The 20499-nt window shown below is 63.3% G+C and carries 23 protein-coding genes; 16 read left to right on the forward strand and 7 right to left on the reverse strand.

Translation table 11 applies throughout. The features are described 5' to 3' along the window. Positions 1-5 precede the first annotated feature (5 nt). The 8 genes from LZC95_00840 to LZC95_00875 are packed head-to-tail and all read left to right on the forward strand — an operon-like array spanning position 6 to position 6266. A complete protein-coding gene (locus LZC95_00840) occupies positions 6-836 on the forward strand; it encodes a quinoprotein dehydrogenase-associated putative ABC transporter substrate-binding protein (GenBank protein WXA95387.1) in 831 nt (276 codons plus the stop codon). Next, complete coding sequence (locus LZC95_00845) at positions 833-1327, forward strand: c-type cytochrome (GenBank protein WXA95388.1); 495 nt, start codon at positions 833-835, stop codon at positions 1325-1327. Before LZC95_00840 ends, LZC95_00845 begins: the two co-directional genes overlap by 4 nt. Beyond that, positions 1327-2268 (forward strand): cytochrome c oxidase subunit II, encoded by a 942-nt coding sequence (gene coxB / locus LZC95_00850; GenBank protein ID WXB00292.1) that lies wholly within the window; start codon positions 1327-1329, stop codon positions 2266-2268. Before LZC95_00845 ends, coxB begins: the two co-directional genes overlap by 1 nt. Continuing rightward, positions 2265-4124 carry a cbb3-type cytochrome c oxidase subunit I gene (locus tag LZC95_00855; GenBank protein ID WXA95389.1) on the forward strand — a complete coding sequence of 620 codons (1860 nt, stop codon included), beginning with the start codon at positions 2265-2267 and terminating at the stop codon, positions 4122-4124. Before coxB ends, LZC95_00855 begins: the two co-directional genes overlap by 4 nt. Beyond that, positions 4121-4717, forward strand: coding sequence for a cytochrome c oxidase subunit 3 (locus tag LZC95_00860; GenBank protein ID WXA95390.1), 597 nt, complete (start codon positions 4121-4123; stop codon positions 4715-4717). Before LZC95_00855 ends, LZC95_00860 begins: the two co-directional genes overlap by 4 nt. Beyond that, positions 4714-5031, forward strand: a complete 318-nt coding sequence (locus LZC95_00865; protein ID WXA95391.1) for a hypothetical protein — start codon at positions 4714-4716, stop codon at positions 5029-5031. The genes LZC95_00860 and LZC95_00865 overlap by 4 nt, the downstream gene beginning before the upstream one ends. A 3-nt stretch (positions 5032-5034) precedes the next feature. Further along, on the forward strand, positions 5035-5883 hold the full coding sequence (locus LZC95_00870) for a cytochrome c oxidase assembly protein (GenBank protein ID WXA95392.1): 849 nt from the start codon (positions 5035-5037) through the stop codon (positions 5881-5883). Then, positions 5880-6266, forward strand: a complete 387-nt coding sequence (locus tag LZC95_00875; protein WXA95393.1) for a c-type cytochrome — start codon at positions 5880-5882, stop codon at positions 6264-6266. Before LZC95_00870 ends, LZC95_00875 begins: the two co-directional genes overlap by 4 nt. Positions 6267-6271: 5 nt before the next feature. Here LZC95_00875 and LZC95_00880 read toward each other — a convergent pair whose 3' ends face one another. Continuing rightward, on the reverse strand, positions 6272-6958 hold the full coding sequence (locus LZC95_00880) for a hemerythrin domain-containing protein (GenBank protein WXA95394.1): 687 nt from the start codon (positions 6956-6958) through the stop codon (positions 6272-6274). A 99-nt stretch (positions 6959-7057) separates the two neighbouring features. On the opposite strand from LZC95_00880, the gene LZC95_00885 reads away from it, so the two are divergent. Continuing rightward, a complete protein-coding gene (locus LZC95_00885; GenBank protein ID WXA95395.1) occupies positions 7058-7429 on the forward strand; it encodes a four-helix bundle copper-binding protein in 372 nt (123 codons plus the stop codon). A gap of 70 nt (positions 7430-7499) precedes the next feature. Then, entirely contained in the window at positions 7500-8267 is a 768-nt protein-coding gene (locus LZC95_00890) for a glutathione S-transferase N-terminal domain-containing protein (protein ID WXA95396.1), read from the forward strand. Between the two features lie 12 nt (positions 8268-8279). Here LZC95_00890 and LZC95_00895 read toward each other — a convergent pair whose 3' ends face one another. The 3 genes from LZC95_00895 to LZC95_00905 are packed head-to-tail and all read right to left on the reverse strand — an operon-like array spanning position 8280 to position 11229. Beyond that, positions 8280-9077, reverse strand: coding sequence for an ATP-binding cassette domain-containing protein (locus LZC95_00895; GenBank protein ID WXA95397.1), 798 nt, complete (start codon positions 9075-9077; stop codon positions 8280-8282). Then, positions 9074-10225 carry an FAD-binding oxidoreductase gene (locus tag LZC95_00900; protein WXA95398.1) on the reverse strand — a complete coding sequence of 384 codons (1152 nt, stop codon included), beginning with the start codon at positions 10223-10225 and terminating at the stop codon, positions 9074-9076. The genes LZC95_00895 and LZC95_00900 overlap by 4 nt, the downstream gene beginning before the upstream one ends. Beyond that, positions 10222-11229 carry an ornithine cyclodeaminase family protein gene (locus LZC95_00905; GenBank protein WXA95399.1) on the reverse strand — a complete coding sequence of 336 codons (1008 nt, stop codon included), beginning with the start codon at positions 11227-11229 and terminating at the stop codon, positions 10222-10224. The genes LZC95_00900 and LZC95_00905 overlap by 4 nt, the downstream gene beginning before the upstream one ends. Positions 11230-11330: 101 nt before the next feature. On the opposite strand from LZC95_00905, the gene LZC95_00910 reads away from it, so the two are divergent. From LZC95_00910 to LZC95_00935, 6 genes are all read left to right on the forward strand, one after another. Next, a complete protein-coding gene (locus LZC95_00910; GenBank protein ID WXA95400.1) occupies positions 11331-11762 on the forward strand; it encodes a MarR family winged helix-turn-helix transcriptional regulator in 432 nt (143 codons plus the stop codon). 245 nt (positions 11763-12007) lie between these two features. After that, positions 12008-13690, forward strand: coding sequence for a chloride channel protein (locus tag LZC95_00915; GenBank protein WXA95401.1), 1683 nt, complete (start codon positions 12008-12010; stop codon positions 13688-13690). Positions 13691-13743: 53 nt separating this feature from the next. Continuing rightward, the gene (locus tag LZC95_00920) at positions 13744-14130 is read left to right on the forward strand and encodes an MmcQ/YjbR family DNA-binding protein (protein ID WXA95402.1); all 387 of its coding nucleotides are present in this window, start codon (positions 13744-13746) and stop codon (positions 14128-14130) included. 22 nt (positions 14131-14152) lie between these two features. Beyond that, positions 14153-15466, forward strand: coding sequence for an SGNH/GDSL hydrolase family protein (locus LZC95_00925; GenBank protein ID WXA95403.1), 1314 nt, complete (start codon positions 14153-14155; stop codon positions 15464-15466). 242 nt (positions 15467-15708) lie between these two features. Continuing rightward, the gene (locus LZC95_00930) at positions 15709-15846 is read left to right on the forward strand and encodes a hypothetical protein (GenBank protein WXA95404.1); all 138 of its coding nucleotides are present in this window, start codon (positions 15709-15711) and stop codon (positions 15844-15846) included. 66 nt (positions 15847-15912) lie between these two features. After that, entirely contained in the window at positions 15913-16320 is a 408-nt protein-coding gene (locus tag LZC95_00935) for a hypothetical protein (GenBank protein ID WXA95405.1), read from the forward strand. A 428-nt stretch (positions 16321-16748) separates the two neighbouring features. Here LZC95_00935 and LZC95_00940 read toward each other — a convergent pair. From LZC95_00940 to rtcA, 3 genes are all read right to left on the reverse strand, one after another. Continuing rightward, positions 16749-17926, reverse strand: a protein-coding gene (locus LZC95_00940) for an IS3 family transposase (protein WXA95406.1) whose coding sequence is annotated in 2 segments (ribosomal slippage) — positions 16749-17659 and positions 17659-17926 — 1179 coding nt in all. Because the reading frame shifts where the segments join, the coding sequence is not laid out codon by codon here. After that, positions 17857-19359 (reverse strand): hypothetical protein, encoded by a 1503-nt coding sequence (locus tag LZC95_00945; protein ID WXA95407.1) that lies wholly within the window; start codon positions 19357-19359, stop codon positions 17857-17859. The genes LZC95_00940 and LZC95_00945 overlap by 70 nt, the downstream gene beginning before the upstream one ends. Positions 19360-19450: 91 nt before the next feature. After that, entirely contained in the window at positions 19451-20494 is a 1044-nt protein-coding gene (rtcA, locus tag LZC95_00950) for an RNA 3'-terminal phosphate cyclase (GenBank protein ID WXA95408.1), read from the reverse strand. Positions 20495-20499 lie beyond the last annotated feature (5 nt).

Genomic DNA, 20499 nt, shown 5'->3' on the forward strand with positions numbered 1-20499 from the left:
GCACGATGAAGACTCTGCGGCACATCACGATTTTGCTCCTCGCTGCGGCCATCGGCGTGCTCGCGGGCGATGCGCGGACGGCGGGAAAGGAGCCCGCGCGCGTGCTGCGCGTTTGCGCGGACCCGGCGAATTTGCCCATGTCCAATCAGGAAGGGCAGGGCTACGAAAACCGGGTGGCTGCGCTCGTGGCCCGCGAGCTTCACGCCGAGCTCGCGTATACGTGGTGGGCGCAGCGGCGCGGCTTCTTTCGAAATACATTGAACGCGGGGACGTGCGACGTCGTCATGGCGGTGCCCTCTGGTTTGGACATGGCACGAACGACGCGGCCGTATTTCCGGTCCACCTTTGCTTTCGTGACGCGGCGGAGCGATTCGATGGACGATCTTCGCTCGATCGACGATCCGCGCCTGCGCACGATGCGGATCGGGGTGCCGCTGGCCGGCGACGACGGAGGAAACCCTGCACCGGTGCACGCGCTGGCCCGGCGGGGCATCGTCGATGGTCTCGTGGGATTTTCGCTCTGGGGCGAATACCGGCGGGAGCTGCCGTCGGCGGTCGAGGCTTTGCAGCGCGGAGAGGTGGACGTGGCCATTCTTTGGGGACCCGTCGCCGGGTGGGGGGCCAAACGAAGCGCGGTGCCGCTGAACGTGGTTCCCGTCGAGGAAGAACGCGACGAACGTGTTCCATTTGCGTTCTCGATGTCCATGGCCGTCCGCCGCAAGGACGTGGCCCTGGCCCGGGAGCTCGATGCGGTCATCGAGCGGGCCGGTATGCAGTTGACCAATATATTGCATGACGCAGGTGTCCCCCTCTTGCCCCTGGAGCCACGCCCATGACCCCGCGCTGGCTGCTCGCACCGTGCATGGCGCTGGCGCTGATCGCGGCGTGCGAGCGCGAAAAGCGGCCCTTCCAGGAGCCCGCCCCCTTGAGCGCCGCCGCCGCGGGGTACCCTTCGAGCTCCCGCGCGTGGGGCATGCGCAACGCGTGGGGCATCGCCGAAGGCCAGCGCCTTTATGCGCAAATGAACTGCGCCGGGTGCCATGCCCACGGTGGCGGCGGCATGGGCCCCGTGCTCATGGACGGAAAATGGGCCTATGGCAGCGAGCCCGCGACCATCTTCGAAAGCATCATCGCAGGTCGCGCGAACGGAATGCCCTCGTTTCGGTCGCGCCTGACCGATGCGCAGGTCTGGCAGCTCGTGGCGTACGTGCGCTCGCTCAGCGGCCTTGCGCCCAACGATGCCGCGCCGGGCCGTGACGACCACATGTCCACGCGTCCTCCGCCATCGCGCACGGATCCGCCTGCCAATCCGGAGGAAAACCCGTGATGCCCTATGCATCCCATTCGGCCTTGGAGCCGGCCGGGCTTCAAGCCGTGCACATCGAGCGACTCTGGTGGGTCTATTTCGGTATTTCCAGTGTCATCTTCGTCCTGGTGCTCGGCGCGCTCGCGTTGGCCCTTCGCCGCCGCCGTCGGGAGATGTCCGCCCAGGATGTCCAACGAAAGCGCCACGCGGTGACCTTTTTCACGACGGCAACGGTGGTGACGCTTCTCGTGCTGCTGGTCATGAGCATTCTCACCGGCCGGGCCATCGCATCGTTGTCGCTCGACGGGGCAGTGACCGTGGAGGTGAGTGCGCACCGATGGTGGTGGGAGTTTCGCTACCCCGTCGATCAGGGGGCCACCCGCTTCAGCACGGCCTATGAAATGCACATTCCCGTGGGGCGGCCCATTCGAATCAAGCTCGAGGCGCACGACGTGATTCACAGCTTCTGGGTTCCCAACCTCCACGGGAAGCGCGACATGATCCCGGGAAAAACATCGACCCTCGTTCTACGCGCCGATCGCCCCGGTGCGTACGAAGGCCAGTGCGCCGAATTCTGCGGGACCCAACACGCCAATATGCGATTCTTGATCATCGCCGAAAGCGAATCCGATTTTCGCGCCTGGCAAGAGCGGCAACTCGCCCCTTCGGTGCCGCCCGACGAGCCGCAAAAGCAGCGCGGTCAAACCATATTCCTCCAGGGCACGTGTGCCACCTGCCACACCATCCGCGGCACCCATGCTTTTGCCACCGTGGGGCCGGAGCTCACCCACGTGGCCAGCCGGCGACGTCTTGCGATGGGCACCCTGGACAACGACATCGGACACCTCGGCGGGTGGATCTCCGATCCGCAAGCCATCAAGCCGGGCGTGCTCATGCCGGCCACCCCGCTCGCTCCAGACGACTTTCAGGCCCTCCTCGCCTACCTGCGGAGCCTCCAATGATGTCCCGTGCGCGCGCATGGCTAGGCACGACCGAGCACACCGCCATTGGTGCGCGCTTCATCACGACCGCGCTGATCTTCTTCTTGCTCGGCGGCTTGCTTGCCTTGGTGATGCGTCTGCAGCTCGCGGTTCCCTTGGCCAACGTCGTTGGCCCGGACACCTACAATCAAGTGTTCACCACCCACGGCAGCACCATGATGTTTCTCTTTGCCGTGCCGGTAATGCAAGGACTCGGTTTGTATTTCGTGCCCCTCATGGTCGGTGCGCGCAATACGGCATTCCCGCGCCTCGCGGCCTATTGCTATTGGGTATACCTCTGCGGAGGCTTGTTTCTCATCGTCTCGTTTTTGAGCAACACCGGGCCGGACACCGGGTGGTTTGCGTATGTGCCGCTTTCGGGGCCGGAATATTCGCCGGGCAAACGGGTCGACGTGTGGGCCCAAGTCGTCACCTTCACCGAGCTTTCGGCGCTTGGCGTCGCCGTCAATGTCATCGTCACCGTGTTCAAACACAAGGCCCCAGGCATGTCGCTCGATAGGCTTCCCATTTTCGTATGGGCGAGCTTGGTCACCGCCTTCATGGTCGTTTTTGCCATGCCCGCGGTCATGATTGGAAGCAGCTGCCTGGCCTTGGATCGTCTGGTGGCCACGCACTTCTTCAACCCGGCCGAAGGTGGCGATGCCTTGCTCTGGCAGCACATGTTTTGGTTCTTCGGCCACCCCGAAGTGTACATCATCTTTCTCCCTGCGCTGGGCATGGTTTCCGAAATCGTGGTGAGCTGCACGGGGCGCACGCTCTTCGGCTACGTACCCGTCGTATTGGCCAATGTCGGTACGGCGATCATGGCATTTGGACTGTGGGTCCACCATATGTTCGCCACGGGCCTGCCCCAGCTCGGGGCCAGCTTTTTTACCGGCGCGAGCATCCTCATTGCCATTCCCACCGGTGTTCAATTCTTTTGCTGGATTGCCACGATATGGGGGAGCCGGCCCGAGTTCAATGCGTCGTTTTGGTTCGTATTGGCCTTTTTCGCCACCTTTCTCGTGGGAGGCCTTTCCGGGGTGATGCTCGCGTCCGTACCCCTCGATCTGCAGGTGCACGACACGTTCTTCGTCGTGGCGCATCTCCATTACGTGCTCATTGGCGGGGCCGTTTTTCCGCTTTTCGGCGGGCTCGTTCATTGGTTTCCCAAAATAACCGGGCGCCGGCTCGACGAGCGACTCGGCAAGCTCTCGGTGGCGCTGGTGTTCACAGGCTTCAATGTGACGTTCTTTCCGCAGCATGTCCTCGGTCTGCATGGCATGCCGAGACGCGTATACACGTACTTGCCCGAGTCGGGCTGGGGCACGTGGAACATGGTTTCCACGGTGGGGGCCTTCGTGCTCGGCCTCGGGGTGTTGGTTCTCTTGGCCAACATCGCGGTGAGTCTGCGCGCCGGGGCCCCGGCGGGGCGCGATCCCTGGCGTTCGCCTTCGCTGGAGTGGGCGCTCGATTCACCGCCTCCGTTTCGGACCCGGCCCACCTTCGTCGTGTCGAGTGCGTACCCGATGTGGAATGGGGAGTTGGGCCAGGTCACCGGGCTGGCACCAAACGAGCAGCTCGTCACGCGCGCCGTCGATGCCGAGCCGGATCACAAGACGAAGATCCCCGGCCCCACCATTTTGCCTTTGTTTGCGGCCCTGGCCACGACGGCCTTGATCATCGCGTGCATCTTCACCCCCTGGGGACTTCCCATCGGCGGCGCCGCCGTCGGCTCGACGTTGGTCGCGTGGTTCTGGCCCGGGCGTCGCGGCACACCCTCGTTCGAAACGCTGGATCGGCGACGCGCCGAAGCCACGGGGAGCTTTTCCGCATGAGCGCCAGGACCATCGACGCCTCCAATTTACCCATGCATGCATTCGGCGCGTCCTCGCCGATCTGGTGGGGCACCGTGCTTTTCATCGCCATCGAGAGCATGGGATTCGCGCTGATGCTCGCGACGTATCTCTACGTGCGCGGTAACTTCGACGAATGGCCGCCCTCGGCGCCGTTTCGGACGGGGCCGGGGGCGCTCGAGGTGGGCGTCTTGCTGGCGAGTCTCGTGCCTATGGCCCTCTGCTGGCGTGCGGTGCGCACGGAGCGTCTCCTCGCCACGCGCCGCTGGCTCGTTCTCGCGACGGCGCTTTCGATGGCGGCCCTCGCGGTGCGAGCATGGGAGATTCACGCGCTGCCTTTCACGTGGAGCGAGAATGCGTATGCCTCGGTGGTCTGGACGACCGTAGGCTTGCACACGCTGGAGATCGTCGTCGGTGCCGCGGAGAATCTCTTTCTCTGCGCCGTCGTTTTCCGGCGCATCATGGAGCGAAAAGCCTTCGAGGACATCGAAGCGAGCTGCGTATTTTGGTTCTTTGGGGTGCTCGTGTGGCTGCCATTCGCGGGCCTCTTCTATTTGGATGGAGCCATCCGATGAGCGCGCGAAAGCTTGCGCTGTTGAGTCTAGCCGCGGGGCCTCTGGCGGCGCTGGGGGGACAGCTTCTCGATTACGGACTCGTCTACGTGGCCCGCGATCACGGCACGAAACGGGCTCTATTTCTAGGGACGATGGCCGCCGCTGCCCTGGCGGGGGCAGGGCTTCTGCTCGCACAACGCGTGCACCGGCGAGCCTCTCTCTCTCGGGCGGACCGATTCGTAGCGCTTCTCGGCATGGTGCTGAATGCGTTTTTCCTTTTCGTCGTCGTGGCAGGGTACGGCCTACCCGCCTTGCTGCATCGACTCGCGGATTGAACGATGTGCATCGACGCGCGCGAAGCCCTCACGTGGTGGACACTGGACCCTCTCTCGATGGGAGCGGTAGGTCTTTCCGCAGCCGGTTACGGCTGGGGTCTTCGTTCTTTGTGGAGGACGGTCGGCATCGGCCACGGGATTCGCCCCTGGGAGGTCGCATGCTACGTCCTCGGCGAGCTGTCGCTGCTCTTCGCCTTGGTCTCGCCGATCGATCGGCTCAGCGATTTGCTTTTCTCGGCGCACATGACGCAGCACGAGATCATTTTGCTCGTCGCCCCGCCGCTCATCGTGCTGGGCAAACCCACGGTGGCGTTTTCCTGGATGCTGCCACGGTCCCGGCGTCTCGCGCTGGGGCGGCTCATGAAGACGCCGGCGCTGCTTCGCACGTGGCGTGTGCTCAGTGCACCCCTGGTGATCTTGCTCGTGCACATGCTCGTCGTATGGCTATGGCACATTCCGTCGTTCTTCGAGGGCGCACTTCGCCACGAGAACGTCCACGCCGTTCAGCATGCAACGTTCTTCGCCACGGCTGCCCTTTTCTGGTGGGCCATCCTTCGAGGCCGCTATGGGCCGGGCGGTTACGGACTCGCCGTGGCATTCGTCTTTGCCACGGCGATGCACGAGAGCATTCTCGGCGCGCTCATCACCTTGGGCAGCCGACTCTGGTATCCGCTCTACCTTGCGCGGGGTGAGCCTTGGCAAATCAATGTCATGGACGACCAGGAGCTCGCGGGCCTCATCATGTGGGTCCCGGGCGGCGTGGCCATGACCCTGGGCGCGCTCGCATTGTTCGCAGCATGGCTCGGTGAGTCGCGGCGACGGATGCGCGCCCTCGAGCGGAGGCATCCATGAATCGCCGCATGGTCATCCTTGCATGCCTCGTCGCGTGGCTCGCGCTGGCGTGCCTCGCGATAGCGTGCCGAGACCGCGAATCCAAGGCCATCGTATCGACGGGTGGCGTTCCCGCGGCGGGCAAGAAAGCGCTTTTCGAGCGCGGCTGCGGCGCATGCCACACCATACCGGGCGTTCCAGGCGCGAACGCCCTCGTCGGCCCTCCGCTCGACCACATGGCAAGCCGCGTCTACGTGGCCGGCATGCTCACCAACACGCCCGAGCATTTGCGCACGTTTATCACCCACCCGCAGCGGGTCAAGCCGGGCAGTGCCATGCCCGAGGTGCCGCTCTCGGAAACGGAGGCGCGCGACGTCGTGGCGTATCTGTATACGCTCGAATGAACGATTCACGTGGGCGTGAAGAGATGCAAGTCGTGAATCCCCAATTGAGATTCCAATCGAGCCACCTGCTCGACGATGCCTTCGAAGCCCTTTTTTCCGAACAGCTCTTTTTCCTGCCCCTCGAAGCGCTCGCCCAGCTTCTCCAGCTCCTTGTGGCTCATGATTTCGCGCAGCGCCGGAAATAGTACGGTGTCTTCCCGCGCCTCGTGGGGCCGATACATGCGCACGAACGCCCGCAAGGCGCCCACCAATTGGCCCTTGGCCATCGCATTCGACGCGATGGCGGCCGGCGTGGCCAAGGTTCGAATGCGCTCGGTGAGCCGGCGCCCGGCATGATGTTGCTCGCGCAACGTTGCAGCCAGCTCGGCGAGCTTTCCGGCCTTCTCGAAGCGTGGGAAGAGAAACTCCTCCTCGAGCTTCTCGTGGTAATCCTGAATGAAGCGCCCGATGATGTCGGCCGCGCCGTTCAGCGCGTCGAACGGCGGCGACAGATCCGGCGTCTCCAGGCGTCGAGCGCTCTCTTCGTACACGAGCAAGACACGATTGAGCGCGCCGTGCTCGCGCATGAGGTCTTCCGGCGGCAAGATGTCCTCGTCGTCCGCGCCCCGTTTGCATCCCGCGGCGAAGGCGCCGAGCCCGGCCGCGGTTCCGAGCCGCATCGCGTCCCGTCGATTCCAGAGGGTGATGGCCATGCGCTGGCCCTTGGGAAAAGCGCGCCAGCTCGACGTGCCGGCCGCGACATCGCATTCGGGTACGCGTTCTGCTTTTGAGCGACGGCGGAGGAGATCATCATGTCGCACGAGCGCTATTCCAATTGCATCGAGACCTGCAACCTCTGCGCAATGGCCTGTGAACACTGCGCCGATGCCTGCCTCGAGGAGGACGAGATGGAAGACCTCGTCGATTGCATTCGCCTCGACCGCGATTGTGCCTCCATTTGCCGGCTCGCCGCGGCCATCATGTCCCGCAATGGCAAGTTCGTCCAAGAGCTCTGCCGCGTATGCGCCACCGCGTGCGAGGCGTGCGCATCCGAATGCGAGCGGCACGCACACGAGCATTGTCGCGCGTGTGCAACGGCCTGCCGTGCGTGCGCCAACGAATGCCGCCGAATGGCCAGCGCCCCATCGATGAGCGAGCGCGGCGGATTCACCGCCCGCGCGTGACGAAACGCAACGATGGTCCGTATCGCCCCAGCGTCCTGTTTTTCAACCCATCCCATGGAGATACCAAGCGATGAAAATTGGAGGCACCTCCCTCGAACCGCTCTTCATTTGGAAGAAGAAACACAGCATCGCGGATGCCGTCGATTTCGCGACCTCGGTGGCTGCGACCCTGGCACGCCTCGGTAGCGGCGCGTACGTGGCGCACATCGGAAACAGGCCGGCGAAGCTTTTGGAACTCTACGAACGAGAGGTTTGTCCTTTCTCCCGAAAAGTTCGCGAAGCGTTATCCATTCTCGATCTCGATGCCATCGTCCATCCGTGCGCGCCGGAGCCGAGGCGCTTTCGTTCGGCGGTGGAAGGGTACGTCGGTAAATTCCAAATACCACTTCTGGTCGATCCCAATACCTCGGCCACCATCACGGATTCGGACGCGATCGTGCGCTATCTTTTCAGGCACTACGGCGACGGCCAGGTCCCGTTGCCGCTTCGCATGGGACCCCTGACCGATGCCAGCTCGAAGTTTGCCTCGCTGCTTCGGAAGAGCAAAGCGGCCGAGTCGCCGCCTACGAAGGAGCCGGACGATTTGCTCGAGTTGTATAGCTACGAGGCCTCTCCGTATTGCCGTCTGGTGCGCGAGACGCTCATGAAATGGGAAGTCCCGTACATCGTGCACAACGTGGCACGTGGTAGCCCCAAGCGCGGGGCGTTCGTCGAGCGCACGGGCAAGATGCAACTGCCGTATCTCGTCGACAAGGCGCGCGGTATCGAAATGTTCGAATCACGCGCCATCAAGGATTACATCGAGGACCATTTCGGAAGCAATGGCCATAGGCACTGATGGCGATTCGAGCTAATCGGGAATCGCGTAAAAGAAACCGCGCTGCTCGGCGAGGTGCATCTTCGTCTCGAAAAGGTCTGCCAGGCGCTCGCTCGTCAAAATGTCCGATTTCTTGCCATCGGCCACCACGCGGCCTGCGCGCAATAGCACCACGCGCTCCACCTCCGGCGGGATCTCGTCGACATGGTGGGTCACCAGGACCAACGTTCGGCCTTGGTGCACCAGTTGACGGATTGTCCCAATGAGCTCGAATTTGGCCTTCAAATCGAGGCTGGCCGTCGGCTCGTCGAGCACCAGGCACGCGGGATCGTGCACCAGGGCGCGGCCCAACAAACAGCGGCGCTGCTCGCCGGAGGACATTTCGCCAATGGCCTTTTGCGCGAGCGCCGTGGCGCCGAGTTGCTCCAACACGGACTGTGCGCGGGCGCGCTGCTCGGGGCTCGGATTCAGGTGGGAGTGGTACCCAATGCCCACGCTGGAGAAGAAGCCCGAGAGCACCACGTCGAGCCCGCGCACAGTGCGTGTATACTGCATCTGCAGCTCGTGCGAGACGACGCCGAGCTGACGGCGCAATTCGAAGACGTCCCAGCGATCGTGCCCCAAAATGCGCACCGACGAGCCCTCGCGGTGAACGGGGTAAAGTTCGCGCGAGAGCAGCCGCAGCAAGGTGGATTTGCCCGCGCCGTTGGGTCCGAGAATGGCCGTATGCCGCCCTTGAGCGATGCGCAGCGACAGGTTCTCGAAAACGCGGGTGTCGCCGCGATAGACCTCGGCATTCTCGATTTCGATGAGGGGGACGTCGGTGGTCATACGATGTTCCGTTCGGGGCGGGCCGCGCCTGCGGCGAATCGATCGGCGCTCATGCCGGAGACGTCCACCGCGGGGGTGCGGCCAAGGTACAAATCGCGAATGGTTTCGCCCACCGCGGGACCTTGCAAAAAGCCGTGACCGGAGAATCCCGTGGCATAGAGAAAGCGCGAAACGGAGCGGGCCTCGCCGATGAGCGCATTGTGGTCCGGGGTGATCTCGTACAAGCCCGCCCACCCGCTGGCGATGCCGGCTTGCCCGATGGCGGGTGCGCGCTTTTCGGCAGCGGCAAGCAACGTGGGAACCCAGGCATCGTTGCGCTCGAGGTTGAAGCCGGGCGGCTCCTCCTGGTACGACATGCCCACGAGAAGGCCGCGGCCCTCGGCGTGGAAGTAGAAGGTCGACGCGAAGTCGATGGTCATCGGCATCGGCGGCAGGTTGGGCATCGCCTCCGTGAAGAGCACCTGCCGGCGATAGGGCGTGACCGGCAAATCGACACCGACCATCTCGCCGAGGGCTCGCGACCATGCGCCGGCCGTGCAGATCACCGTATCCGTTTCGATGGTTCCATGGGACGTGCGCACGGCGCGGATGCGGTCACCCGCGCGATCGATGCCCGTCACCGCACACTGCGTGGCGATGTGCACGCCGAGCTGGCGAGCGCCCTTGGCGTACCCGTACACCACGGCCTCCGGTGTCGCGAGCCCGTCTTCCGCACTCCATGCCGCCGCGAGCACGTCGCTCGTCTCGATGAGCGGGCTGATTCGCTTGGCCTCCGCCGCATCGATGAGCCGGCTCGGCACGCCGAGCGAGTTTTGCAGCGCGATGCTTTGCTCGAAGGTGCGAACGTCTTCTTGGCGCGAGAGCAAAAAGAGATATCCGACTTTGCGAAAGTCGATGTCCTGGCCCGGCCGCTCCGGAAAGCGTGCGAACGCCTCCAAGCTTCGCAGCCCGAGCTGGATGTTCACCGCATCGGAAAACTGCGCGCGCACTCCGCCGGCTGCTTTGCAGGTCGAGCCCGAGCCAAGCTCGTTCTTCTCGAGCAGGACGATGTTCTTCACGCCCGCCTCGGCCAGGTGAAAAGCGGTGCTCGCGCCCATCACCCCGCCGCCGACGATCACGAGCTCCGCCCGCGAAGGTAGTTCCGTCATAGTTCGATCCTTTTTCCTCGCCCCAAGGTTCGCGCCCTCTCGATGATCGTCCAGGCCGCGGCCGCGTCTTGCACGCCGATGCCCACGCTGTTGTACACGATGATCTCGTCCGCGTTGCGCCGGCCGGGATGCCTTCCCAACACGACGTCGGCCAGCGGCACGAGGTCGTCGACCTTGCGATGGCCCAGCGCGAGGGCCTTCACGATGGGCCCCCCGTGGGTCACCTCCGTTGGCACGTGATCGACGACGAGCACGTTGGAACGCTGCACCGCGACCTCGTCGATCTCGCACCGCTCCGGCGTGAACGAGCCCACCGAAAGCAAGGTGCTGCCGGGCGAAAGCCACGCCCCGTGCACCACCGGCTGCACGCTGCTGGTACAGGCCACGATGACCGAGGCCCCCGCGACCGCGGCCTCTGCGCTGCGGGCCAGGACGATGTCCAGGCCATCCTCCGTATGCAATATATTGGCGGCCTGTTCGCAGTTGGCCCGGGTCGGGCTCCAGAGGCGGATTTCGGCAAAGCGCTGCACGCGGCCGATGGCCCGGATGTGCGCAATGCCCTGAACGCCGCTGCCGATGACCGCCAGCACCGCGCGTTCGTCACGCATGCTGCCGTGGGTGTGCTGCCGCCCGAGCACGGAGACGGCAACGGCGCTGGCCGCGGCCGTTCGCCGGGTCGTCACCTCGTTGCCGTCGAGGATGGCCACCGGCCGCCCGTCGATGGGATCGAGCGCCGTCACCACGGACTGCACGCTCGGCAGCCCGCGCTGCGGATTTCCCATGTGAACGCTGATGAACTTGCTCACCGGTCCGGTGTCGTCCGACATGCGGGCGGCCATGCAGATGGCCATGTCGTCGCCTGCCGGGACGACGATCTTTTCCGGCAGGCGCGCGCCACCGCCCCCGAGCTCCGCAAAGGCCCGCCGCTGCGACGCGATGGCCGTGTCCCAGTCGAACAGCTCCCGAACGTCCGACGCGCCCAGCACGAGCATCTCGTACGCCACGCAAACGCTTCTACACCACATCGCCGCCGGACGCGAGACGCCTGCGTCCGGCACGAGAAAGCACGCCTTGCGAATATATCGTGACACGATATATATCCCCCGTGCCCCCCACCGTTTCCGACGCCGAGTACCGAGCCCTGGCGGACGTGCGTTACCGCATCCGGTGCTTCATCAATTTCAGCGAGGAAAGTGCGCGTGCGGTGGGAATCGAGCCGCAGCAACATCAGCTTCTGCTCGCCATCCGCGGTCTTCCCGAGGACGCGGCGCCCACCGTCGGCCGCATCGCGGAGCGTCTGCAGATTCAACATCACAGCGCGGTCGAGCTCGTGAATCGCTGCGTCGAGAAGGGCCTCGTGAAGAAGAAGCCCGGCGAACGCGATCGCCGCGAGGTCCTTCTCGATCTCACCCCGCGTGGCCGGCGCCTTCTCGAGAAGCTGGCCCTCGCACATCGCACCGAGCTTCGTTCCTTCGCGCCCGTCCTGCTCCACGCGCTCTCCGCGCTCGTTCACGAGGAGGCGTTGCCTCCGACGTAAGGGTCCATCGATCATGGCAGATTCGCAAATCCAGCGCAGTCGAACAGCGGCAGCGAGACAAGCCCGGCGAGGCCGGCGCCTTGGCCTGTCCCAGCACGAGGATCGCGGGACGGCATGACGTCGCTGTTTTTTCTGAACCACACAGCGCGCCGGTCCCGCCGGTTCCTTCTCGCTGCCGCGGTTTCAGCACCACGAAATTCCGAACTTTACTCGCCCAACCGTCTGTCACCGTAGGAGTCCCGTCCGTGAGTTCCGATCCATCGTCTGCAACCCCCGAAGAACTCGGGGACTTCACCACCACCACCCGCGTCGTTCCGCTCACCCTTCTCGCGGCGGCCATCGGTGTGCTCGCCGCGTTCGTCGCCCGGGCGTTGCTCGCGGCCATCGCGTTCTTCACGAATCTCTTTTTCTTCCAGCGTTTCAGTATCCAAAGCGTCAGCCCGTCGGAGCATCACCTCGGGTATGCGGTGGTCCTCGTGCCCGTCGTCGGCGCGTTGATCATCGGTCTCATGGCCCGCTATGGGTCGGAGAAGATCCGCGGGCACGGCATTCCCGAGGCCATCGAGGCCATCCTCCTTCGCGGTAGCCGCGTGCAGGCGCGTGTGGCGCTCCTCAAGCCGCTGTCGTCGGCCATCTCGATTGGTTCCGGAGGTCCTTTCGGCGCCGAGGGCCCCATCATCATGACCGGCGGCGCATTCGGATCGCTGGTGGCGCAGTTCTTCGAATTGAGCAGCGCCGAGCGAAAAACGCTGCTCGTCGCCGGTGCCGCCGCCGGCATGAGCGCCACGTTCGACTCGCCGCTGGCGGCGTCGTTCCTCGCGGTCGAGCTGCTCTTGTTCGAGTGGAAGCCCCGCAGCATGATCCCGGTGAGCGTGGCCGCCGTGGTTGCAGCCAGCGTGCGCCCGTACTTGCTCGGCACCGGGCCGCTCTTTCCCATCGCGCCCACCGTATCGGCGACGCCCCACCCCACCTGGGCACTCGTCTTCGCCTGCGCGGCCTGCGGCATCGCCGCGGGAGTCATGTCGGGGCTTCTCACCAAAGGCGTCTACTTCTTCGAAGACGCATTTTTGAAGCTTCCCATTCATTGGATGTGGTGGCCCGCCATCGGCGGGTTGGCCATCGGCATCGGCGGTATTTTCGAACCACGCGCGCTCGGCGTCGGCTACGAGACCATCGAGTCGTTGCTTCGCGGCGAACTCATTGGGCGCGCGCTTCTCTTGCTCATGATCGTCAAGTCGAGCATCTGGATGATCTCACTGGGCTCGGGCACCTCGGGCGGCGTGCTCGCACCGCTGCTCATCATGGGCGCCTCGCTCGGAGGACTCGAAGCGCACGTGCTGCCCAATATGGGCCCGGGTTTCTGGCCGCTGGTGAGCATGGCCGCGATCCTCGGCGGCACCATGCGCTCTCCGTTCACGGGCATCGTCTTCGCGCTGGAAGTGACGCATGCCTGGGGGCTCATCGTGCCCCTTCTTCTGGCGGTGCCGATGGCCCACGCGTTCACCGTGCTGGCCCTCAAGCGCTCCATTTTGACCGAGAAGGTGAGTCGCCGCGGCTTCCACCTCAGTCGCGAATACGAGACGGATCCTCTGGAAATCCTCTTCGTGCGCGAGGTCATGAGCATCGAGCCCGACGTCGTTGCACGCGCTGCCGCCGCCTTCGACGAAGCGGGAGACAAGCCGGCCGTCGCCTATGCGAACGAGCCGCTTCGCGTGGCCGTGTACCGCATGGCGCAAACGGGCATGACGCGCCTCCCCGTCATCAACGGCGATCCGCGCGCCATCGTGGGTGAGATCACCTTGGAGGACATGCTCAAAGCGCGCGTACGCCACCTCGAAGAGGAGCAGCGCCGTGAGCGCATCCGTCACTTGCCCGCGGTAATTCCGCAGCGCTTTTTGCCCCGCCCCCTGCGCGGAAAGCCGCAGTAGCCGAAGAGCGCTCGGCGATTTAGGATGGCCCTTCCCCGGGAGGGCCATCGTTCATGCCGTCGCGCCGCAAGAATCCTACGGATGCCGTTCTCAAAGAGCTGCGCGCGTTCGGCCTGACCTACCCCGGTGCCCACACGAAGAGTCCTTGGCCAGGCCATTTGGATTTGGCGGTGAAGGACAAGACATTCGCCTTCCTCAGCGTGGAAGGGGAGCCTTTTCGCATTTCGTGCAAGCTCCCGCAATCGCACGCCACCGCGTTGCTTTTGCCATTTGCAGAACCGACCGCGTATGGCCTGGGCAAGAGCGGGTGGGTCTCGGCGACCTTTGCCGAAGGCGAAATGCCCCCGGTCGATCTTTTGAAAGAGTGGATCGACGAAAGCTACCGCGCACAGGCGCCCAAAAAACTCGTGGCGAGTTTGTCGGAGAAACGGAAACGATAGTTGCAACTGGAGGAGGAGAACCATGGCCAAAATGGCAGCTGACAACGTTGTCAAAGTCGTAGGCACCCTCGGAGCACTCGCGGTCGCATCATCGGTTCTCATTTGCTGTGCGAACGATCCGCCGTCGCAGGAACCCGCGGCGGCGGAATCCCGCGCCGTGGCGGCGGGGGTGGCCATCATGCCGCTGGGCGACTCCATCACCGACGGGGCGGGCAGCAGCACGGGCTCGAGCTACCGCGCCGAATTGTGGAAGCGAATGGTCGATTTGGCCGGATATTCCATCGACTTCGTGGGCTCGCATCGAAGCGGGCAGCTTCCCGACATCGACAACGAAGGGCATTCCGGTTGGCGCATCGACCAGATTGCCGCCAACATCGACGGCTGGCTCGGGACCTACAAGCCGCAAATCGTGCTTTTGCACATTGGCACGAATGACATGAATCAGAATTACAACGTGGCCACGGCGCCCGATCGATTGAGTGCCCTCATCGATCAAATTGCCAATGACGTTCCGGGTGTCACCATCGTGGTAGCGCAAATCGTACCGGCGTTGGACGCGACCATCAATGGCCGCATCGTGACGTTCAACAATGCGATTCCCGGCATCGTGCAAAACAAAGTATCGCAGGGCAAGAAGGTGCGATTGGTCGACATGTACCACGCCCTGGGCAACGCCGATTTGGCCGATACCCTGCACCCGAACGATGCCGGCTACGCGAAAATGGCCAGCCTCTGGTATTCGCACTTGGAGCGCATTTTGGCGGACGGGCGCGAGTGGCCGCACCTGGTGACCGGTTTGGAATCCGGCCAGACGGCGCCCACGTGGTTCGATACCGTCGAAGCAAGTGCCAACGTAGGCGGATATCCGTGTTGCAACCTGACGCGCATGGAATCCTCCCCGAGAAACGAGTTGACCCACGGCGGCTCCAGCGCGCTGATGTATTCGGGCAGCGACAACAGCGCCTCGGGACCGTCGTATTCGTACAACCGCGTCTTCGACGTGCACATTCCCGTGAGCTCGGACACCGTGCTCTCGTATTGGGTTTTCCCGCAACAAGCCAATGGCGCTTTCGTGGCACTCGACTTCGCGATGACCGATGGCTCCAACCTTCGCGACTCGGGGGTGGTCGACCAATGGGGCACCCGCGTGCATCCGCAGTTTCAAGGGGAAGGTGGCCATCTGGCGGTGAACCAATGGAACCTGGTGCGCGCCAACCTCGGGCGGCTCACCGGCAAGACGATCGACCGCATTCACCTGGGCTACGATCAGCCGGCCAACACCGGAGCTTTCCGAGGGTACGTGGACGATATCCGTATTTCGGATGGTGCGAACTAGGCGCAACGCCGATCGGCTAGCAGCGCGATAAGCTTCGAGCAGGCCACTGAGATCGGCGAGTTCCCTATGCTGCAGCGGGACGGCTACATATATTCCCCGGCATGCGACTCGCCGTTCTTCTCCTGGTATCCAGCCTAACTTTAGCTTGTAGCGGCGCCGCCGCCCCGAGAGTGCGCGTGGAGCCCATCAACTCGTATCGTGCTTACGGCGAATACCACCCGATGGCTCAGGATGATGCCATCGTGAAGAGGTCGGCCACCGCAAATCTGGAGGGTGCACGGATTCGGATATTTCAGGAAGCATTCCCCGCGGGCATTCGCATGGGCGAAGGGATGCTCGAGGTGGAGCGAGGCTACCAACATCGACTCATCGGCAAATAATGCCTTTTCGTCGGGTAAAGAAGAATCGAAAGACTTTTCAAAAAACTCCTGGAACGATGCGGCTCGATGTCCCTGTTGGAGCAGAACGAAGGGCTCGCCCCGCTGTTGTTGAAGGACGAAGATTTCGACCGTGCTTCTCCCGCCGAGAAGCAACGTCTCGCGTCCGATTTGCCGTACTGCAAGCAGGTGGTCGCTTGCCATATCGCGGGTTTCGATTGCGTAGCCGCGGCTCATCCCGATGCGAAATTGACGGCCGGCGTCTCGGCACCTGGGAATTTCTTGCGAGGGCTCAGCGCATCAACGGCGGCCGCAAGTAATTGGCTAATAAGCCGAGTCTTTTACGCGCGTCAAAAAGGCTCGCCACATCACGATGGCAATGAAGATGTCGATGGCTACGAAGATCTCGAATGTCCCATGAGCTATGATTCCAGCGCGCATGAGAAGATAAGGAACGGCGACGATTCCGACGAATAGAACGATCGCGATGACGAGCAGCGCCCTCCGCTTGCGCCGACGGGAATGTAGGTACGCTTCGAAGTCATCGCTCTCGGCACTTTTTTTGGTCGAGCTCATGTCGGTACCCATATTGTCCCATCAAGGGGCAATGAATCCAGTCGCACCCGTTCTCGTTCGAGCCATTTGGATTATCCGATGTGCTGATGAAACGCTGGTCATTGCAACGCGAGGGGCGGTCTGGGTATTCATGAGAGTCTCCTCCCAGCTTCCCATCGACTGCTCCGCCCCGTGGTTGCTCTTTTTCTTCAGACCCGCCCGAGTCTCGAGTCAGGGCGTCGCGAGGTATGCCTTACAGAATGCATCGAGCGGGGCAAGTCCGCTTTGCGTGGGGCAGGAGGCTTCGTCTTTGTTGATGTGAACCTCCCCCGCTGGCGTAGACACTTGGGTTAGGCAGCTTCTGTTCTTACCCTCTTCATTTCTATTTTCAATTCAAATTCGATCGGGCTTACGTAGTCGATCGACGAGTGTCGCCTTTCGAGGTTGTAGAATGCATCGATGTAGTCACCGATCGCGGCGACGGCAGATCGCCGAGTTTGGTAGACCTCATGGTCTAGCAGTTCGCCTTTGAGGGTTGCGAAGAAGCTCTCGGCCACAGCGTTGTCCCAGCAGTTGCCCCGGCGGCTCATGCTCGCGATCATGCCGTTCGCGGCGATGGCGTTTCGGTAGTCGTCGCTCGCGTAGGGACTACCCCGATCCGAGTGGTGCAGCAAGCCAGCGACGGGCCTGCGGTTGGCGACGGCTCGTCGCAGCGCGTCGTTGGCGAGGTGACGATCGTTGTTCTCGCTCGCCGCCCAGCCAACGATACGCCGCGAGCAGAGGTCGAGGATCACCGCAAGATAGAGCCATCCCTCAAGTGTCCAGACGTACGTCACGTCGGTAACCCAGGCCCTGTTGGGAACGGCGGCTTCGAATCTACGCGCGAGAACGTTCGGAGCGATCGGGTACGAATGCCTGGAGTCGGTGGTTCGGCGAAAGCGTCTTCTTCGTTTGGCGAAGATGCCGTGCTCCCGCATCAATCGTTCGACGCGTTTCTTCCCGACGCGGATCCCTCGGGCTCGAAGGTCACGGTGCACCCGCGGGCTGCCGTACGTGTCTCGACTTCGCTTGTGCGTCGTCGCAATCTCGACCGCAAGCTGCGCATCGCTCCGTTCACGCGAAGGCGTTGGCCTGCTCGCCCACGCATAGTAACCGCTTCGGGACACGCCCAACACCTTGCATAGTACAGCGATCGGGTACGACGCCTTCTCCTCGTGGACGAACGCAAACCTCACGTCGATTCCTTCGCGAAGAAGGCCGTCGCTTTTTTTAGGATGTCGCGTTCCATCTCGAGCCGTTTTACTTTTCTACGGAGCTCCGTGAGCTCGTCGCGCTCTGCCGTCGACAGGCTCTCCTTCGGAGCGTCACCAGCATCGGTTTCCGCGCGCTTGATCCAGGCACGCAAGGCTGTCTCCGTTAGATCAAGGTCTTTGGCAACCTGCCCGATCGTGCGGTCTCCTACCTTACAAAGGCGGACCGCCTCGGCCTTAAACTGCGGCGTAAACACTCTCCGTTTCCTCTTCGGCATCGAACACTCCTGGCGCATCTTCGCGCGTTTCGGGGTGTCCACGGAAGCGGGGGAAGTTCAATGGGATTTCCCTCCAACAGGAGCTCCTGCGCGTGGGGAAACAGGAACGAGCAACCACTGACATTGGTGAGGCGATTGTCCCGAAGATCGACGCGCTCGATGAAGTCCAGCGCATTGTCATCAGGGAGCGAGCGAATGAACGTTCCCCTGAGTCGAAGCTCTCGCACCTTTGGGAGCGGTTGCCCCGCGCTCAAATTCCGCAGGACAAGCGACGCGAACGGATACCGAGAGGTCGAGGGAGGAGAAGTCGTGTGCGAGAGATTGAGCATCTCGAGGGCAGGGAGTCCCTGAAGGAACGGTGTATCGATCACGTCGAGGGAGCGTCCCGAGAGATCGAGTTGTTTCATCGTCCGGGCGTTATCCTCGGTCACCGGGTGTTCGAGGATCGCGGAGAGCCATGAGGCCGCCGTCGCCGGCGTTGCCCCGTTTCGATTCAGACACGCTACCTTGATGTCGCGCCGCATTCCGGGAATGGTCGTCGGGCAATGCTCTTCGTCGCGCGCGATGGGCAGTCTTTCCAGCTCCGCGGACTCGAGCTGCAGCGCCGACAAAAGCGCGAGTGGTCTCAGGCTCTCGATAGGGCTTCCGCCGAGGAGGATGTGGAATCCCGATCCGCTCGCCGCAAACGACGGAATTGGCGACAAATCGCGCACGCTGCCTCGCGAGAGGTCCAAATACGCAAGCTCGGGCATGTTGGCGAGCGGAGCGAGGTTGCCACCGAAATCGAGGCAATCGAGATCGAGCGAACGAATCTTGTCGAGGCGCCCGAGCGGGCGGAGATCGCGTACGATCCCAGTGCGAAGGCCCAATCTCGTTAGCCGTCGCAGATGAGCGAGCGGGCGAATGTCGATGCGCGCGTGCGGTCCCCACTTGTCGGTGTCCGGGAAGAGGATGGGGCAGGCTCCCCACGGTGTCGTCGTCGTAGCATCGTTCGCGTAAATCCTGAGGGTCTCGAGGTTCACGAGGCGTGCGAGGGGTCGGAGGTCTTCGAGCTTTTGCTCCGCGAGCGTGAGCGATGTCAGTTGCCTGAGTGTCGCGAGCGGCGCGAGGTCGCCCACCCGCGGTCCGGAGCTGAAAAACTCGAGGGTCGTCATGCCTTCGAGTTTCGTTTGGGCGACGGCACAATCCTCTGTTTGAACCTTTGCCAGGAGCGCGTCGACCGTGGCTTTGGTGGACGCCGGTAGCGAGGTGGCGTTTTCACAGTAGTCCTGAAAGCGAAGATGGGACGGGCCAAGCTCCAGTGAGGAGGATGCGCTCTCGTCGACGTCGCCGTCGACGTCCGCGTTCGAGGGCGCACTGCAAGCGAATGTGAGTGTCGAGAGTAAGCACGCGACGAGCGATCCCGCCGCGCGATGAGAGAATGAATGGTTCAAGAAAAGCGTCCTTTCAAAAGGCAGACTTGGGGGTCAGCCTTGGTTCGCTCTTCTCTCTTCGATTTCCGCGACGCGTGCAACTGCGCGGCCGTCACGATTTTCGCGACGCCACGACCGAGGGCACGTCGATGCGCCACACGTCGGGGGCTTCCTCCGTTGTGCGGATCGAGAGCCCGAGGAACATCTTCACCAATTCGATTTGCGTGAGGCAATGCATCGACGGCTTTACGGTGCGGATGGTTCCGCCGGCGCCGAGGGCCATGGGGAGAAGCAGCTGATCGGCGAGGTGCTCGCCCACGGGGACGTTGGCTGCGAGGTAGCGCGCGACTTCGCGGGCGACACCTTCGGCTACGGTTTCGGCGCGGACGCCGCGTTCGCCGAAGCCGGTGATCACCTCGATGACGTGATCGCACGCGATGGTTGCGAGCAGCGCGTTTCCGGGACCGTGCGAGTGGCGCACCACGGTTGGCTTCGAGTCTTCGCGCTCCCACGAGAGCAAGTTGCAAAGCGTATCCAGCTCGCGCAGCGCTATGGCCGGTGCAATCTGCGCGATCAAGGCGGTCGCGTGGCGCGCGCGCACCTCACCCCGGTGCAATAACTCGAGGTGCGCGAGCTCCGTCGTCGGATGCACGGTTGCCGTCCACACACCACCGCCCGCAGGGTAAAACCCGTGCCGCTCGAGACGGATATCGACCCGAGCGCCCAAGGTCGCAAGAACCGGTAAGAACGTCCGCTCGAGGAAGTCGAATGGCGGCGCCATGGGGTTGTGCGTCCCGCCCTCGAACGTGAGCGTCGATGGCGCCTTGCCGCCGAGGAGCAATGGCAGGAGAATCGTCTGAAATACGAGTGTCGTGCTTCCCGCACCACCAATGGCAAATGTGTAATCGCCCGAGTGAATGCCATTCGGGTGGAACGTGAGCTCGGTGGAGCCCATTGCCGCCCCCTCGGTGCGCGCGCGACCGATCTCCGTGGCCGCATGCACGGCCGCCAGGTGCTGGCGCATGAGACCCGGCCGCGCGCGCCCCGCACGAATCTTCGTTATCTGGAAAGGCGTGGACGTAAGAAGCGAGAGGGCGAGCGAGGAGCGCAAAAGCTGGCCGCCGCCCTCTCCCATGGATCCATCGATGGTAAGCATTGTCT

The sequence above is a fragment of the Sorangiineae bacterium MSr12523 genome (genome assembly GCA_037157775.1).
Taxonomy (GTDB): domain Bacteria; phylum Myxococcota_A; class Polyangia; order Polyangiales; family Polyangiaceae; genus Pendulispora; species Pendulispora brunnea.